This window comes from Streptomyces sp. BA2, assembly GCF_009769735.1.
Classification (GTDB): Bacteria; Actinomycetota; Actinomycetes; order Streptomycetales; family Streptomycetaceae; genus Streptomyces.
The window spans coordinates 1,077,272-1,092,431 of the sequence record NZ_WSRO01000002.1 but is presented as its reverse complement, the minus strand read 5'-3'; the positions used below and the strand labels follow the sequence as shown (position 1 = coordinate 1,092,431).

Sequence of the window (15,160 nt, the reverse complement as noted above, 5' to 3'; positions counted from 1 at the left end):
TCACGCTAACCGCGGCCCTCGGACTCCGCTCACCAGCACCACCTCCAGGGTGCGGGGGCCGTGCACGCCCTCCACCCGGTCCAGTTCGATGTCGCTGGTGGCGGACGGTCCCGAGATCCAGGTCAGCGGGCATGCCGGGTCGAGCCGTTCGAGTGCCTGCGGCACGGAGGAGACCACCTGGTCCGGGACCCGTACGACACAGATGTGGTGATCGGGGACGAGCGTGATCCGCCGCCGGCCCTGGTCGGGGCCGCCGTCCAGGACGATCGTGCCGGTCTCGGCTACGGCGACCGCGCAGCCGGTGACGACGCTGTCGACCGCGTCGAGCTCACGCGGAGTGCTCGTGGCACGGTCATCGACACGGGTCGCGTCGGAGGCCTTGAGCCAGTACGGCGGGAGACCGGGCGGCACGAGCACGGTGCGCGCGCCGCGTTCCGCGAGCAGACGCATGAGCACATCCGCCAGCTCCGTGTCCGCGCAGCGGTGCACGAGCGCGCGATAGTCGGCGAGGTTCTCCGCGAGCAGGTCGACGGTCTGGTCGGTGGTGCGGGTGCCGTGCTCGCGCAGGTAATCGCGGGGGACGGCTGACGCGTAGGTGTCGTGGGCGTCGTGGGTGTCGCCCTTCTGGCCATCGGGATCCTCGCCGTCGCGTACGTCGGCAAGCGCTCGCCGGACGCGGCCCAGGATCTGGTCCCTGCTGCTCACTTCTTGCCGCCCTTCCGCGGGTTCTCCGACCGGCCGCCATTCGTCCGCTGCCACCAGTCACGGAACGGCTCCGCGGGCACCTTCGGCAGATCCCGCGTCCCGCTCCACGCCCGCCCCGGTCCGGGAAGCGTGCGCGGATGGATGCGCCGAGTGCCGGACGCCAGCTTCTGTCCGGCCCGGAGCGCTGCCGGGCGGCCGAACGCCCAGCCCGCCGCGCGCATCGCGGCCCGCTCCGCGGCGTGCCCCTTCGCCGGCCGCAGGGTCACCTTCGAGCCGTGCCGCGTCACTTCGCCGCCCTGGACCACCCGCTCCCGCAGGTGGACGAGGACTTCGGGGATGTCGATGGCCACCGGGCACACCTCGTAGCAGGCGCCGCAGAGTGAGGACGCGTAGGGGAGTGAGGCGTCGATCTCGCTCTGGGTGCCGCGGAGTTGGGGGCTGAGGATCGCTCCGATGGGGCCGGGGTAGACCGAGCCGTACGCGTGGCCGCCGGCCCGTTCGTACACGGGGCAGACATTGAGGCAGGCCGAGCAGCGGATGCAGCGCAGTGCCTGGCGGCCCACCTCGTCGGCGAGCGTGTCGCTGCGGCCGTTGTCGAGGAGCACGAGGTGGAAGTCGCGCGGCCCGTCCTCGTCGGTGGTGCCGGTCCACATCGACGTGTACGGGTTCATCCGCTCGGCCGTCGAGGAGCGGGGGAGCGTCTGGAGGAAGACCTCGAGGTCCCGCCAGGTGGGCACGATCTTCTCGATCCCGACGACCGAGATCAGCGTCTCGGGGAGCGTCAGGCACATGCGGCCGTTGCCCTCCGACTCGACGACGACCAGGGTGCCCGTCTCTGCGACCATGAAGTTCGCTCCGGAGACGCCGACCTTGGCGCGCAGGAACTTCTCACGGAGGTGGAGACGGGCGGCCTCGGCGAGTTCGGCGGGGGTGTCGGTGAGGTTGTCCGGGGCGGGGCGGCCCCACTCGCTCATCTCGCGCGCGAAGATCTCGCGGATTTCGCCGCGGTTGCGGTGGATGGCGGGAACGAGGATGTGCGAGGGGCGGTCCTTGCCCAGCTGGACGATGAGTTCGGCGAGGTCGGTCTCGTAGGCGTGGATGCCCGCCTCTTCGAGGGCTTCGTTGAGGCCGATCTCCTGCGTGGCCATCGACTTGACCTTGACGACCTCCGACTCTCCGGTCTCCTGGACGAGGCGGGTCACGATGCGGTTGGCCTCGTCGGCGTCGGCCGCCCAGTGCACGGTGCCGCCCGCTGCCGTGACCGACTCCTCCAACTGGACCAGATAGTGGTCGAGTCGGGAGAGGGTGTGGTCCTTGATCCGCTTTCCGGCCTCGCGCAGCTGTGCCCAGTCGTCCAGTTCGGCGACGGCGCGGGCCCGTTTGTCGCGGATGGTGTGCGTGGCGTGGCGGAGATTGGCGCGCAGGGTTTTGTTGCCCACGGCCTCGCGGGCCGCGGTGGGGAAGGCGGGAAAGGCGGGCATGCCCACGAACGTGCCGCTCGTGCCGTTCACGCTGCTCGTGCCGCTCATGACAGGGGCTCCTCTTCCGTGCTCGCCAGGATCTCCGCGATGTGGACCGGGCGCAGGCCGCTCCTGAGGCGGGACATCGTGCCCCCGATGTGCATCAGACAGGAGTTGTCCGCCGCGCACAGGGCGTCGGCGCCGGTCGACTCGGCGTTGCGCACCTTGTCCGTGCCCATCGCCGACGAGACATCGGAGTTCTTCATCGCGAAGGTGCCGCCGAAGCCGCAGCACTCGTCCGCGCCGGGGAGCGCCCGCAGTTCAAGGCCCTTGACCGCCTGGAGCAGTCGCGTGGGCCGGTCGCCCAGACCGAGACTGCGCAGGCCGTGGCAGGTCGGGTGGTACGTCACCGTGTGCGGGTAGTACGCCCCGACGTCGGTCACACCAAGAACGTCCACCAGGAACTCGGTGAGTTCGTACGTCTTGGGAACGACGGGCGCCAGCGTCGCCGCCAGGCCGTCACCGCGGCCCTCCGAACGGGCTCGTTCTCCCATGCGGGGGTAGAGCTCGCGGACCATCGCGCCGCACGATCCGGACGGTGTCACGATCGCGTCGTACTCGTCCGAGCTGAATACATCGGAGAAATGACGGGCGAGGGGCTCTGCCTGGTGGCGGTAACCCGTGTTGTAGTGCGCCTGCCCGCAGCAGGTCTGCGCCATCGGGAAGTCGACGTCAACTCCCAGTCTGGTCAGCAGTTTCACCACTGCTCGGCCTGTGTCGGGATACAACGTGTCGTTGACACAGGTCAGGAACAGAGCGACACGCATCGCGGGTTCCTCCTCGTCGGTCATCGGATGGGTGCAGCGTATGCGCTGCGCGCGCTTCGCGGGAGTCATGGTGCGGGCACGTCATGCGGGGAAGCGTCATGGAAGGACGCGTTGGGACGCCTCCTTCCATGCTGCCCGGCTTGCCGGGTCGCGGGTCGGCTCGTAGCGAGTCAGCCGCTGGGTGCGGGCCAGCAAGGCCCGCATTTCGTGGCGGCCTTCGCTTATCAGGCCGTGCGCCCTGGCCTGCACGAGTACGTTGCCCAGCGCCGCCGCCTCCGCGGGCCCCGCGACGACGGGCAGCCCGCAGGCGTCAGCGGTCAGTTGGCACAGGAGCGCGTTGCGGGCACCGCCGCCGACTATGTGCACCACGTCCACGGCTCGGTCCGCGAGGCGTTGAGCGTCCTCGATGGCCCGGCGGTGGGCCAGGGCCAGGGAGTCGAGGATGCAGCGTGTCGTCTCGGCGGGGGTGCCGGGGGCCGGCTGCCCCGTGGCCTCGCAGGCTTGGGCGATGCGGTGGGGCATGTTGCCGGGGGGAAGGAAAGCGGGGTCCGCGGCGTCGACGAGGGAGCGGAGGGCGGGGGCGGCGGCGGCTTCGATCAGCAGTGCTTCCAGGGTGGGGGCGCTGACGCCGGTGTTCCAGGTGCGTAGGCACTCCTGGAGCAGCCAGAGGCCCATGATGTTGCGCAGGTAGCGGACCGTGCCGTCTATGCCCAGCTCATTGGTGAAATTGGCTTTGCGGCTCTCCTCCGTGCGGATGGGGGTGGTCAGCTCCAGCCCCGCCAGCGACCAGGTGCCGGTGCAGATGTAGGCGAAGTCGTCGGTGGTGGCGGGGACGGCGGCGACGGCTGACGCGGTGTCGTGCGAGGCGACCGTCGTCACGGGGGTGGGCGAGGTCAGGCCGGTGTCGTCGAGGACCTGGGGGAGCAGTTGGCCCGCTGGATCGCCGGGGTGCCGCAAGGGCGGGAACAGACCTGGGTCGATGCCGAGGCGCGTCGCTACCTCGTGCGACCAGTCGCCTGTTCCGGGATCCATGAGCTGCGTGGTGGAGGCGTTGGTCAGCTCCGTGCCGAGTTCGCCTGTCAGCCAGTAGGTCAGCAGGTCCGGGATGAGCAACAGGCGTTCGGCGGTGGCGAGTTGGGCGGATCCTTGGGCGGCCAGTAGTTGGTACAGGGTGTTGAAGGGGGCGTACTGGATGCCTGTCGCGGCGTAAAGGTCGGTGGGAGGGACGGTCGTCCATGCCTTGGCCGCGATGCCTTCGGTGCGGGTGTCGCGGTAGTGAACCGGGTTGCCGAGGAGGGCGCCGTCAGTGTCAAGCAGGCCGTAGTCGACTGCCCAGCCGTCGATCCCGATGGAGGTGAGGGGGCCGGCAGAACCTGCGGCGCGGAGGCCGTCCAGGATTCCGTTGTAGAGGGAGAGGATGTCCCAGTGCAGGGTGCCGGAGGTGCGGACGGGGTGGTTGGGGAAGCGGTGCGCCTCGTGGAGGGTGAGGGTGTCGCGGCCGGCCTTCGCCACCATGACGCGGCCGCTGGAGGCGCCGAGGTCGATGGCGGCGAAGCGGTGGGGTGAGCGGGGGTTGGGCATGGTGGCTCGCAGGGGTCGGGTGCGGGTTCAGGTGCGCGGGCGAGTGCGGGTAGTGGGTGGTCGCGTCGTGGCTCATGGGGGCGGGGCCGCGCCGGTATGTCCGTCCTCGCCATCTCGGTTTGCACGCGCGGCTACTTCGGCACCGGAGCGCCGCGTGCCGTGCTCCGGGCAGACATACCGGCACGTCCCCTCCGGCCGGATGCGCGGCTGCGGGCCGGTGGACCCGTCTGTCGTCCGACATGCGCCCTCGGTGCGTGCCTCTCCGGCCCGATGCGCGGGCAGGAGAGGGGCTGGTGGCTACCTGAGGAACGCCGCTGCGACGCCCGCGTCCACCGGTATGTGCAGGCCCGTCGTGTGGGTCAGGTCGCCTGCTGTCAGGGCGAAGACCGCGTTGGCCACGTGCTCGGGGAGCACCTCGCGCTTGAGGAGGGTCCGCTGGGCGTAGAACGCGCCCAGGTTCTCCTCCTCGATCCCGTACGTCGCCGCGCGCTGCGCGCCCCAGCCGCCCGCGAAGATCCCCGATCCGCGGACCACGCCGTCCGGGTTGATGCCGTTCACCCGAATGCCGTGCTCGCCCAATTCCGCTGCCAGTAGGCGGACTTGGTGGGCCTGGTCCGCCTTCGTCGCGGAGTACGCGATGTTGTTCGGGCCCGCGAACACCGCGTTCTTGGACGTGATGTAGATGATGTCGCCGCCCAGCGCCTGGTCTCGCATGATGCGGGCAGCCTCGCGGGAGACGAGGAACGAGCCGCGGGCCATGATGTCGTGCTGGAGGTCCCAGTCGCGGGCCGTGGTGTCGAGCAGGGGCTTGGAGATGGAGATGCCCGCGTTGTTCACCACCAGGTCGACTCCGCCGAAGGCCAGCGCAGCAGTGGCGAACGCCGCCGTGATCTGCTCCTCTGATGTGACGTCCATGGGGATGGCGACCGCCTTGTCGGGGCCGCCCAGCTCCTGCGCCACGGCCGTGGCGTTCTCCGCGTTGAGGTCCGCCACCGCGACGCACGCGCCCTCCGCCACCAGGCGGTGCGCTATCGCCTTGCCGATGCCGCTGCCCGCGCCGGTCACGAGGGCGACGCGGGTGGCCAGGGGTTTGGGCTTGGGCATGCGCTGGAGCTTGGCCTCCTCCAGCGGCCAGTACTCGATGCGGAACTTCTCCGACTCGTCGATGGGCGCGTAGGTGGAGACCGCTTCGGCGCCTCGCATGACGTTGATGGCGTTCACGTAGAACTCGCCTGCCACGCGTGCGGTCTGTTTGTCCTTGCCGAAGGAGAACATCCCTACGCCCGGAACGAGGACGATGGCCGGGTCCGCGCCGCGCATCGCCGGGGAGGCCGGGTCGGCGTGGCGGGTGTAGTAGGCCGCGTACTCCTCTCGGTAGGCCGCGTGCAGCTCCTTGAGGCGGGTGATGGCCTCCTGGAGTGGTGCGGTGGGCGGCAGGTCGAGGACCAGGGGCCTGATCTTCGTGCGGAGGAAGTGGTCGGGGCAGGAGGTGCCCAGGGCCGCCAGGCGCGGGTGTTCCGTGCCGGTCAGGAAGTCGAGGACAGTGTCCGTGTCGGTGAAGTGGCCGATCTGGGGGCGGTCCTGCGAGGCCAGCGAGCGGATGTGCGGGGCCAGTTCGGCCGCACGGTGGTGGCGTTCGGCGGTGGGGAGGGGGCCGTACCCGTCCAGGGCCGGGCCGAAGGGGGCTGGCTTTCCGTGTCCGGAGAGGAACGCCTCCGCCGTGCGGATGATGTGCAGCGAGTTGCGCTCGCACTCGTCCGCCGTGGCGCCCCAGGCCGTGATGCCGTGACCGCCCAGGACGCAGCCGATGGCGTCGGGGTTGGCGGACTTCACCGCGGCGATATCCAGGCCCAGTTGGAATCCGGGGCGGCGCCAGGGCACCCAGGCCACCGTGGAGCCGAAGCACTGTGCCGTCAGCTTCTCGCCGTCCGCGGCACAGGCCAGGGCGATGCCCGAGTCCGGGTGGAGGTGGTCCACGTGGGGCGCGTCCACCAGGGCGTGCATGGCCGTGTCGATGGAAGGTGCCGCGCCGCCCTTGCCGTGCAGGCAGTAATCGAAGGCGGCGACCATCTCGTCCTCGCGGTCCGCGCCCCCGTACACCTCCTTGAGTGCGTGGAGGCGGTCCAGGCGAAGGACCGCCAGGCCGTCCTCGGTGAGGGTGCCCAGGTCGCCGCCCGAGCCCTTGACCCACATCAGGTCGGTGTCCGCGCCCGTGACCGGGTCGGCGGCCGTGCCCTTCGCCGACGCGTTGCCGCCCGCGTAGTTGGTGTTGCACGGGTCCGCGCCCAAGCGGTGGGCGCGGTCGAGAAGTTCCTTGATCCGTGCGTGCTGTGTGGTCTGTGCGGTCTGTGCGTGCTGTGTCATGTCGCTCATGCCCCCCATCCGGCCTGCTCGCCGCCCACGCGGTCCTTGACGATCTGCTCCTGCCAGCCTGACTCCTGATAGGCCCTCATGGGATCAGGGTCGAGCCCCGAGTCCTCCCTGACTTCTGCCAGTAGGGGGCGGACGTCGGTGTTGAAGGCGTCCATCAGGGCGGCATTGGCGGCCAGCACGTCGCCGGTCCGCTGAGCCCCGGCCAGTGCTTCCGCGTCGACGAGGAGCGCCTTCGCCGTGGCCTCCTGCACGTTCATCACCGAGCGGATGATCGCGGGGATCTTCGCCTCGATGTTGTGGCACTGGTCGAGCATGAACGCGATGTCCGAGTCCAGGCCGTCGCCCCGGACGACCTCGTACATGATCCGGAAGAGCTGGAAGGGGTCCGCGGCGCCCGCCATCAGGTCGTCGTCGGCGTAGAAGCGCGAGTTGAAGTCGAAGCCGCCCAGGCGCCCCTCGCGCAGGAGCGTCGCGACGATGAACTCGATGTTGGTGCCGGGCGCGTGGTGGCCGGTGTCGACGACGACCTGCGCCTTCGGCCCGAGCTTCAGGCAGTGCGCGTAGGCCGTGCCCCAGTCCGGGATGTCCGTCGCGTAGAAGGCGGGCTCGAAGAGCTTGTACTCGATGAGCATGCGCTGGTCGTCGCCGAGGCGGTCGTAGGTGGTCCGCAAGGCCTCCGACAGGCGGTCCTGGCGGCTGCGGATGTCGTCCTGGCCGGGGTAGTTGGTGCCGTCGGAGAACCACAGCTTCAGGTCGCGTGAACCCGTCGCGTCCATGATGTCCACGCACTCCAGGAGGTGGTCGAGCGCCTTGCGCCGGACCGTCGGGTCCGGGTTGGTGACCGAACCGAGTTTGTAGTCGTCGTCCTGGAAGACGTTCGCGTTGATCGCGCCGAGCGTCACGCCGCGCTCGGTGGCGTACTCCGCGAGCGCCGCGTAGTCGTCGACCTTGTCCCAGGGGATGTGCAGGGCCACCTTGGGCGCCACGCCCGTGTGGGCGTGCACCCGGGCGGCGTCGTCGAGCTTTTCGCGGGTCGTGCGTGGGACACCTGGCTGCGCGAAGACCTTGAAGCGCGTACCGGAGTTGCCGTACGCCCAGGACGGGGTCTCCAGGGCCTGGGTACTGAGTGCCGCTTTCACGGCGTCCTTGCTGGTTCCGGCGGTCATCGCGCAGCCTTCCGAAAGTGCGGTCGAGGTGGGTCAGTTGGAGAATCGGTGCGTGCCGGAGGCGGCGGCGAAGACGGCGCAGCCGTCCTCCACGCGCAGGAACTCCGCCGAACCATGCGCTACTTGAGAGCGCTTGTCGGCGGGGATCCACACCTCGGCAGTGGTGTTCGCGGGCAGGGTCAGGGTCAGACGGAATCCGTCCGAGTCCGTCTTCCAGTGGGTGCTGACCGGGCCGTAGAGCGCGTCGAAGCTGCTCTCCGCCTCGGTCACGCCGCCGCCCGGGCGGGGGCGGACGAGGATCTTGCGGAAGCCCGGGTCGGCCGGGGCGATGCCCGCGATGTTGGCGTACATCCACTCGCCCACCGATCCGTAGGCGTAGTGGTTGAAGGAGTTCATGCCGGCGTCCTGGAAGCTGCCGTCCGGCTTGATGGAGTCCCAGCGCTCCCACATCGTCGTGGCGCCCTTGTCGATCTGGTAGCCCCAGCTGGGGAAGGACCGCTGGACGAGGAGGCGGTAGGCGACGTCCGTGTGGCCGGTGGACGTCAGGACGGGGAGCAGTCGCGGGGTGCCCAGGAAGCCTGTCGACAGGTGCCATTCCTTGGACTTGATGAGCTCCACCAGGCGGGCTGCCGCCGGTGCGCGGTCGCTGTCGGCGAGCAGGTCCATGGACAGGGCCAGCACGTACGCGGTCTGCGTGTCGCCCTTCACACGCCCGGCGCCGGTCACGTACGCCGTGCGGAAGGCGTCACGGACGCTCCCGAAGAGCTTCTTGTACGGGGCCGGGTCCTTGCCCAGTGCTTCGGCGGTCCGCGCCACGAGGTCGGCGCTGTGCGCGAAGTAGGCGGTTCCGATGACGTCCTTGGGAGTCTCGTCCTGGATGTTGAGCCAGTCTCCGTAGCCTTCGGCGGGGCGCAGATACCCGGTGCTGTGCTTCTCCAGGTAGTCGAGCCACTTCAGCATCGAGGACCAGGACTGCTCCAGGACGCGCTTGTCCCCGTACGCCTGGTACAGCGCCCAGGGGACGGTCACTCCGGCGTCGCCCCAGCCGGCCACGCCCTTGCCGAGCGACCCGATGGACGGGGCGACATCCGGGAAGGCGCCGTCGCCGGACTGGCCGTCGCGCAGGTCGTCGAGCCACTTGGTGAGGAAGCGCGCCGACTCCATCGTGTAGGCGGCGGTCGGCGCGAAGACGTTGATGTCGCCGGTCCAGCCGAGCCGTTCGTCACGTGCGGGGGTGTCCGTGGGGATGGAGAGGAAGTTGCCGCGCTGGCCCCATGTGATGTTGCTGTGCAGCTGGTTGAGCATGGGCACGTTCGTCTTGAAGTCCATCGTGAACGGCGCCGCCGTGTGGATCACGCGGCCCACCACGGCGTCGAGCGGTGGCTTGCCCGGGTAGCCCGTCACCTCCACGTAGCGGAAGCCGTGGAAGGTGAACCGCGGCTCGTACGTCTCCTTGCCGCCGCCCTTGAGCGTGTAGGTGTCGGTGGCACGCGCGGACCGCAGATTGGTGGTGTAGATCGTGCCGTCGGGGTTGAGGACCTCCGCGTGGCGCAACCGGACCTTCGTACCGGCCTTCCCGGAGACGGTGAGGCGGACCGCGCCGACCATGTTCTGACCGAGGTCGAAGACGAAGACGCCGGGCTTCGGCTCGCTCATCTTCAGGGCGGAGATCTCGCTCTCCACGCGCGCGTGCCCGTCGATCTGGGCCACGACGGCGGCCTCGGCCTTGTCGACGGCGTCCGCCGCGATCCACTTCGAGTCGTCGAAACCGGGGCGCGTCCAACCCGCGGTCTCCAGGCGCGCGTCGTAGTCCTCGCCCGACAGGAGGTCGGCGGCGGTGACCGGACCTGTGGCGGCGCGCCAGTCGGTGCCGGACAGCACACGGTCGGAGGAGCCGTCGGTGTACGTGACCTCCAACTGGGCCAGGAACGCCGGCCGTTCGCCGTACTGATGCGGACCGAACATGCCGACGTTGCCCGCGTACCAGCCGACCGCGACCGTCACGCCGAGCGCGTTGGCGCCGGACCTGAGCTGCTTCGTCACGTCGTACGTCTGGTACTGGACGCGCTTGTCGTAGTCGGTCCAGCCGGGTGCCAGGCGGTCGTCGCCGACGCGCTCGCCGTTCAGCCAGGCGTCGTAGAGACCGAGGGCCGTGGAGTAAAGCCGGGCCCGCGCGACCTTCTTCCCCGGACGGAGGCGGAACTCGTGGCGCAACTGGGCGGCGGGGCAGTGGTTGGGTGCGACCTTCCCCCAGGGGCCCGAACCCCAGGGTGCGAGGACTTTGGCCGCCGTCCAGGAGCCGTCGTCGTACCCCGTCGACTGCCAGTCGCCCGCGGGCTCCTTGTCGATGGTTTTCCACGTGCCGTCGGTGCTGAGGGTGCGTACGCCCTCGGAGGTCGTCACTTCGAGCAGGCCGAGCAGGCCGGCGGGCCCGGTCGTGGCGTTGGTGGCCGAGACGGCGATGACCCCGGCGCCGGCGCGGAGCTGGCCGGTCACGTCGACGACCGCGGGGCGGCGCCAGTTGTCCGCGGTGCTGTCCGCTTCGGCGTGCGACACTCGCGTGCCGTTCACGTACGCGGTGTAGCCGTCGTCGGCCGTCATGACCAGTCGCGCGCGGGTGACCCCTCCGGGGACGTCGACGCGGCCCCGGAACCAGCGGGTGGCGGCCGGAGCGCTGTTCGCGGGGTCGCCCTCGGGGAACCAGATCCACGAGGCGCCTGCCAGGGAGGGCGCTCCGACGAGGGAGGCGGGTGCGCCGATCCACCGCGCCGTCCAGTCCTTCGCCGAGGAGAGCCCGGTCTCCCACCAGGAGGCCTCACTCCAGTCGGAGGCCGTGCCCGCGGTGTCCCAGACCCGGACCGACCAGTAGTAGCGCGTACGGGACTTGAGGCCGGGGCCCGCGTACGGGACCAGGACGGAGTCGCTGGAGGCGACCTTGCCGCTGTCCCAGACGTCCGGCTTGGTGAGGCGGCCGGGGGCGGTGGCCACGCGCACCTGGTAGGCGGTCTGCGCCTGCCCCTCCTTGGCTGACGTCAGGGGCCAACTCAGCCTCGGGCGCGGCACGTCGAGACCGAGCGGGTGCCTCACGTACTCGACGGTCGGTCTGGTGACGCGCAGGGCCCTGCCCCCTGCGGAGGGGGCGGCGTGGGCCGTCGGAACGGCCCCGGTGGCCACCGCCGTTCCCAGGGCGGCCGTGGCGGTGGTGCTGAGCAGTCGTCTTCTACTGATCACAACTCGACTCCGTAACGACTCGACGATGAATCGTTTCACGAGAGGCGAAGCTAGGGAGAGCGCCGCCCGCTGTCAAGAGCCTTGGAGTGCTTGCCCCTTGGTGCATCAAGTGGCGACAGGATTTTCAAGTCCTGCCCATTGACGCCGTAGTTGGCGCGGGTTTAGCTTCCCTGAAAATTGATTGAAACCTTTCATGAATGCCGGAAGCCGCATGCCCTTCGTGACCGATCGGTGCTGCCTATGAGAGAGCCCCCCGTCCTTGCCGTGCAGGGCCTGAGCAAGTCCTTCGGGGCCGTGCGCGCCCTGCGCGACGTCTCCCTGGACCTGTACGCCGGTGAGGCGCACGCCCTCGCGGGCGAGAACGGCGCAGGGAAATCCACCCTCATCAAGACCCTCGCCGGGGTCCACAGGCCGGACGCGGGGGAGCTGTCGCTCGACGGGTCCCCGGTCGTCTTCCACGGCCCGGGAGACGCCAGGGACGCGGGCGTCGCCGTCATCTACCAGGAGCCGACGCTCTTCCCCGACCTCTCCGTCGCGGAGAACATCTTCATGGGGCGCCAGCCGCGCCGCTCCCTCGGCCGCGTCGACCACAAGGCCGTGCATGCCGCGGCCGACGCGCTCTTCAAGCGCCTGGCCGTGGACCTCGACCCCGAACAGCCCGCGCGCGGGCTCTCCATCGCGGACCAGCAGATCGTCGAGATCGCCAAGGCGCTCTCCTTCGACGCCCGGGTCCTGATCATGGACGAGCCGACCGCGGCGCTCACCGGCAGCGAAGTGGCCCGCCTCTTCGGAGTCGTGCGCGCCCTGCGCGAACAGGGCGCCGCGGTGCTGTTCATCTCGCACCGCCTGGAGGAGATCTTCGAGCTGTGCCAGCGCGTCACCACGCTGCGCGACGGCGGTCTGATCGCGAGCGAGCCGCTCGAAGGCCTGACCGAGGACGATCTCGTACGCCGCATGGTGGGCCGCGACCTCGACGAGCTCTACCCGAAGCAGGACACGCGGGTCGGCGAAGTCGCGCTCAGCGTCCGTCGGCTGACCCGGGAGGGTGTCTTCACCGATGTGTCGTTCGACGTGCGGCGCGGGGAGATCGTCGGGCTCGCGGGGCTCGTAGGGGCCGGGCGCAGCGAAGTCGCGCGGGCCGTGTTCGGCGTCGACCGGTGGGACGCCGGAACCGTCGAGGTACAAGGGAAGGCCCTGGTCAACGGAGCCCCCAGCACCGCCATGGCGGCCGGGCTCGCGCTCGTCCCCGAGGACCGGCGCGCCCAGGGCCTCGTGATGGACATGTCGATCGAGCGCAACATCGGGCTCACGGGGCTGCGTACGACGGTGCGCGCGGGCCTCATGGACCGCGGTGCCGAGCGCAGCCGCTCGCTCGACTGGGCGGTGCGGCTCCAGGTGAAGTACGCGCGCATAGCCGACGCCGTCGGCACCCTGTCCGGCGGCAACCAGCAGAAGGTCGTCCTCGCCAAGTGGCTCGCCACCCGGCCCCAAGTGCTGATCGTGGACGAACCGACCCGGGGCATCGACGTCGGCACCAAGGCCGAAGTGCACCGTTTGCTTTCCCAACTCGCCGCCGACGGGGTCGCGGTCCTGATGATCTCCTCCGACCTGCCCGAGATCCTCGGCATGGCCGACCGGGTCCTCGTCATGCACGAAGGACGGCTCACCGCCGAGATCCCGCGCGCGCAGGCGACCGAGGAGTCCGTGATGGCGGCAGCCACAGGGAGGACGGCATGAGCGTGACCACCCAGAGCCCGGCCCCCGCCGTGGACCCGGAGAAGGCCGGGGCCACCCGCCTCGTCGACCGCGTCTTCAAGATGCGCGAACTGGCCATCCTGCTGGTCTTCCTGGTGATGATCGGCATCACGCAGGCGGGCAACAGCGAGTTCCTGTCCGAGCAGGGCATCAAGGACCTGCTCTTGAACGCGACCATCCTCGTCCTCGTCGCGACCGGACAGGCCCTCGTCGTCATCACCCGCAACGTCGACCTGTCGGTCGGCTCGACGCTCGGGATCAGTGCCTTCGCCGCCGGCAACTACCTCCAGGGCGGCGGCAACTCGACGGTCGCGATCCTCCTTGCGGTCGCGCTCGGCGTGGGGTGTGGTCTGCTCAACGGGGCGCTCGTCAGCCTCGGCCAGGTGCCCGCGCTCGTCGTGACGCTCGGCACCCTGTACGTCATCCGGGGCGTCGACTCCATCTGGGTCGGCTCCCGGCAGATCACCGCGTCCGACCTGCCGGACGGCTTCGTCGACTTCGGCTCCGGCGGGATCTCGGCGGTGCCCTACCTGGGTCTTATCGCGCTCGCCGTCCTGGTCGCGGTCGCGTACTACCTGCGGCACTTCGGCGGCGGACGCGAGCTCTACGCCCTCGGCTCCAACCCCGAAGCCGCGCGCCTCGCAGGCATCCCGGTACGCAAACGCATCCTCGCCGCCTACACCGCCTGTGGGGCGCTCGCCGGGCTCGCCGGTGCGCTCTACCTGGCCCGCTTCGGCAACGTCGACTCCGCCACCGGCAACGGCTACGAACTCACCGTCGTCAGCGCCGTCGTGGTCGGCGGCGTCGTCTTCACCGGCGGCTCCGGCAGCGTCTACGGCGCGGCACTCGGCGCGCTGCTCCTGACCTCCATCAACAGCGTGCTTCCCGCGCTCGGCGTCAGCTCCGTGTGGGTGCTCGCCATCAACGGCGTGCTGCTCGTCCTGGCCATCGCCGTCGACCGGATCGTCGCCCTGCGCGTCGCCAAGGCCCTGACGAAGAGGGCCGCATCGAACAGAAGGGCTGCCCGCCATGGCTGACTCCAACCGGCTCACGCTCACGCGCGCCGTGCGCTGGGACACCGTTGTCGGCGCTCTCCTTGTCGTCCTCCTGCTGATGTCGTTCTCCTTTGTCGACGGTTTCGGGAACGCCCTCAACCTGTCGTTCCTCATCGGCAACACGCTGCCCATCGCGCTGATCGCCCTCCCGATGACGCTTCTCGTCGTCTCCGGAGAGATCGATCTGTCGGTCGCCTCGACGGCGGGGCTCTCCGGAGCCGTGATGGGCGCGCTCTGGAACGCCGGTATGGCCATCGAGACGATCATTCCGCTGGTGCTCCTCATCGGAGTCCTCTGCGGCCTCGTCAACGGCCTCCTGGTGACCCGCCTCGGCCTTCCCTCGCTCGCCGTGACCATCGGCACCATGGCCGCCTACCGCGGCATCGCGCAGATCGTCCTCGGTTCCGACGCCGTGACCGACTTCCCCTCGCAGTACCTGGACTTCGCCGCCGGACGCATCGGCGACACCTTCCTGCCGTACGCGTTCCTGCCCTTCCTCGCGCTGCTCGCGATCGCCGTCGTCGTCCTGCACGCCACGCCCTTCGGACGCTCGCTGTTCGCGATCGGCGCCAACGGGGAGGCGGCGCGCTTCGCCGGTGTCCGCGTCAAGCGGCACAAGCTGTGGCTGTTCGTCTTCACGGGGCTCATGGCCTCCCTCACAGGCGTCTTCTGGGCCCTGCACTACGCGAGCGCCCGCTACGACAACGCCACCGGCCTCGAACTGTCCGTCGTCGCGGCCGTCCTGCTCGGCGGCATCGACTTCGACGGCGGCAAGGGCACCCTCGGCGGCGCGATCGCCGGAGTCTTCCTGCTCGGCGCCCTGCAGAACGCGATGAGCCTGCTCAACGTCTCCGCGCAGTCGCAGATCGTCGTCACCGGCGTGCTGCTCGTGGTGTCCGTGCTCGGCCCGCGCGTGGCCCGCCAGATCGCCGTCGCCAGAGCGGGCCGTCGCGCCGCCGCCCCTGCCCGCTGACCCCTCGTACCCTCCGCACGTCCGAAAGGGACCA

The 15,160-nt window shown here is 70.1% G+C and carries 10 protein-coding genes; 3 read left to right on the top strand and 7 right to left on the bottom strand.

Annotated features, from left to right (window positions below; all coding sequences use genetic code 11):
- The 7 genes from E5671_RS07540 to E5671_RS07510 form a co-directional block, all read right to left on the bottom strand.
- Complete coding sequence (locus E5671_RS07540; RefSeq protein WP_160503064.1) at nt 1-705, bottom strand: LUD domain-containing protein; 705 nt, start codon at nt 703-705, stop codon at nt 1-3.
- Nucleotides 702-2,234 carry a LutB/LldF family L-lactate oxidation iron-sulfur protein gene (locus E5671_RS07535; RefSeq protein ID WP_160503063.1) on the bottom strand — a complete coding sequence of 511 codons (1,533 nt, stop codon included), beginning with the start codon at nt 2,232-2,234 and terminating at the stop codon, nt 702-704. The genes E5671_RS07540 and E5671_RS07535 overlap by 4 nt, the downstream gene beginning before the upstream one ends.
- On the bottom strand, nt 2,231-2,992 hold the full coding sequence (locus E5671_RS07530) for a (Fe-S)-binding protein (RefSeq protein WP_160503062.1): 762 nt from the start codon (nt 2,990-2,992) through the stop codon (nt 2,231-2,233). Before E5671_RS07530 ends, E5671_RS07535 begins: the two co-directional genes overlap by 4 nt.
- Nucleotides 2,993-3,088: 96 nt before the next feature.
- The gene (locus tag E5671_RS07525) at nt 3,089-4,573 is read right to left on the bottom strand and encodes a rhamnulokinase (protein ID WP_160503061.1); all 1,485 of its coding nucleotides are present in this window, start codon (nt 4,571-4,573) and stop codon (nt 3,089-3,091) included.
- 297 nt (nt 4,574-4,870) lie between these two features.
- Nucleotides 4,871-6,937, bottom strand: a complete 2,067-nt coding sequence (locus E5671_RS07520; RefSeq protein ID WP_160510040.1) for a bifunctional aldolase/short-chain dehydrogenase — start codon at nt 6,935-6,937, stop codon at nt 4,871-4,873.
- A 5-nt stretch (nt 6,938-6,942) separates the two neighbouring features.
- Entirely contained in the window at nt 6,943-8,112 is a 1,170-nt protein-coding gene (gene rhaI / locus E5671_RS07515; protein ID WP_160503060.1) for an L-rhamnose isomerase, read from the bottom strand.
- Nucleotides 8,113-8,145: 33 nt separating this feature from the next.
- Nucleotides 8,146-11,343 carry an alpha-L-rhamnosidase gene (locus E5671_RS07510; protein WP_160503059.1) on the bottom strand — a complete coding sequence of 1,066 codons (3,198 nt, stop codon included), beginning with the start codon at nt 11,341-11,343 and terminating at the stop codon, nt 8,146-8,148.
- A gap of 240 nt (nt 11,344-11,583) precedes the next feature.
- Between E5671_RS07510 and E5671_RS07505 the strand changes: the two genes are divergently transcribed.
- From E5671_RS07505 to E5671_RS07495, 3 genes are read left to right on the top strand one after another with little or no spacing between them, the layout of a single operon-like run.
- Nucleotides 11,584-13,080, top strand: coding sequence for a sugar ABC transporter ATP-binding protein (locus E5671_RS07505; protein ID WP_160503058.1), 1,497 nt, complete (start codon nt 11,584-11,586; stop codon nt 13,078-13,080).
- A complete protein-coding gene (locus E5671_RS07500) occupies nt 13,077-14,135 on the top strand; it encodes an ABC transporter permease (RefSeq protein ID WP_160503057.1) in 1,059 nt (352 codons plus the stop codon). The genes E5671_RS07505 and E5671_RS07500 overlap by 4 nt, the downstream gene beginning before the upstream one ends.
- Nucleotides 14,128-15,126, top strand: coding sequence for an ABC transporter permease (locus E5671_RS07495; RefSeq protein WP_160503056.1), 999 nt, complete (start codon nt 14,128-14,130; stop codon nt 15,124-15,126). Before E5671_RS07500 ends, E5671_RS07495 begins: the two co-directional genes overlap by 8 nt.
- The last annotated feature ends 34 nt before the right edge of the window (nt 15,127-15,160 follow it).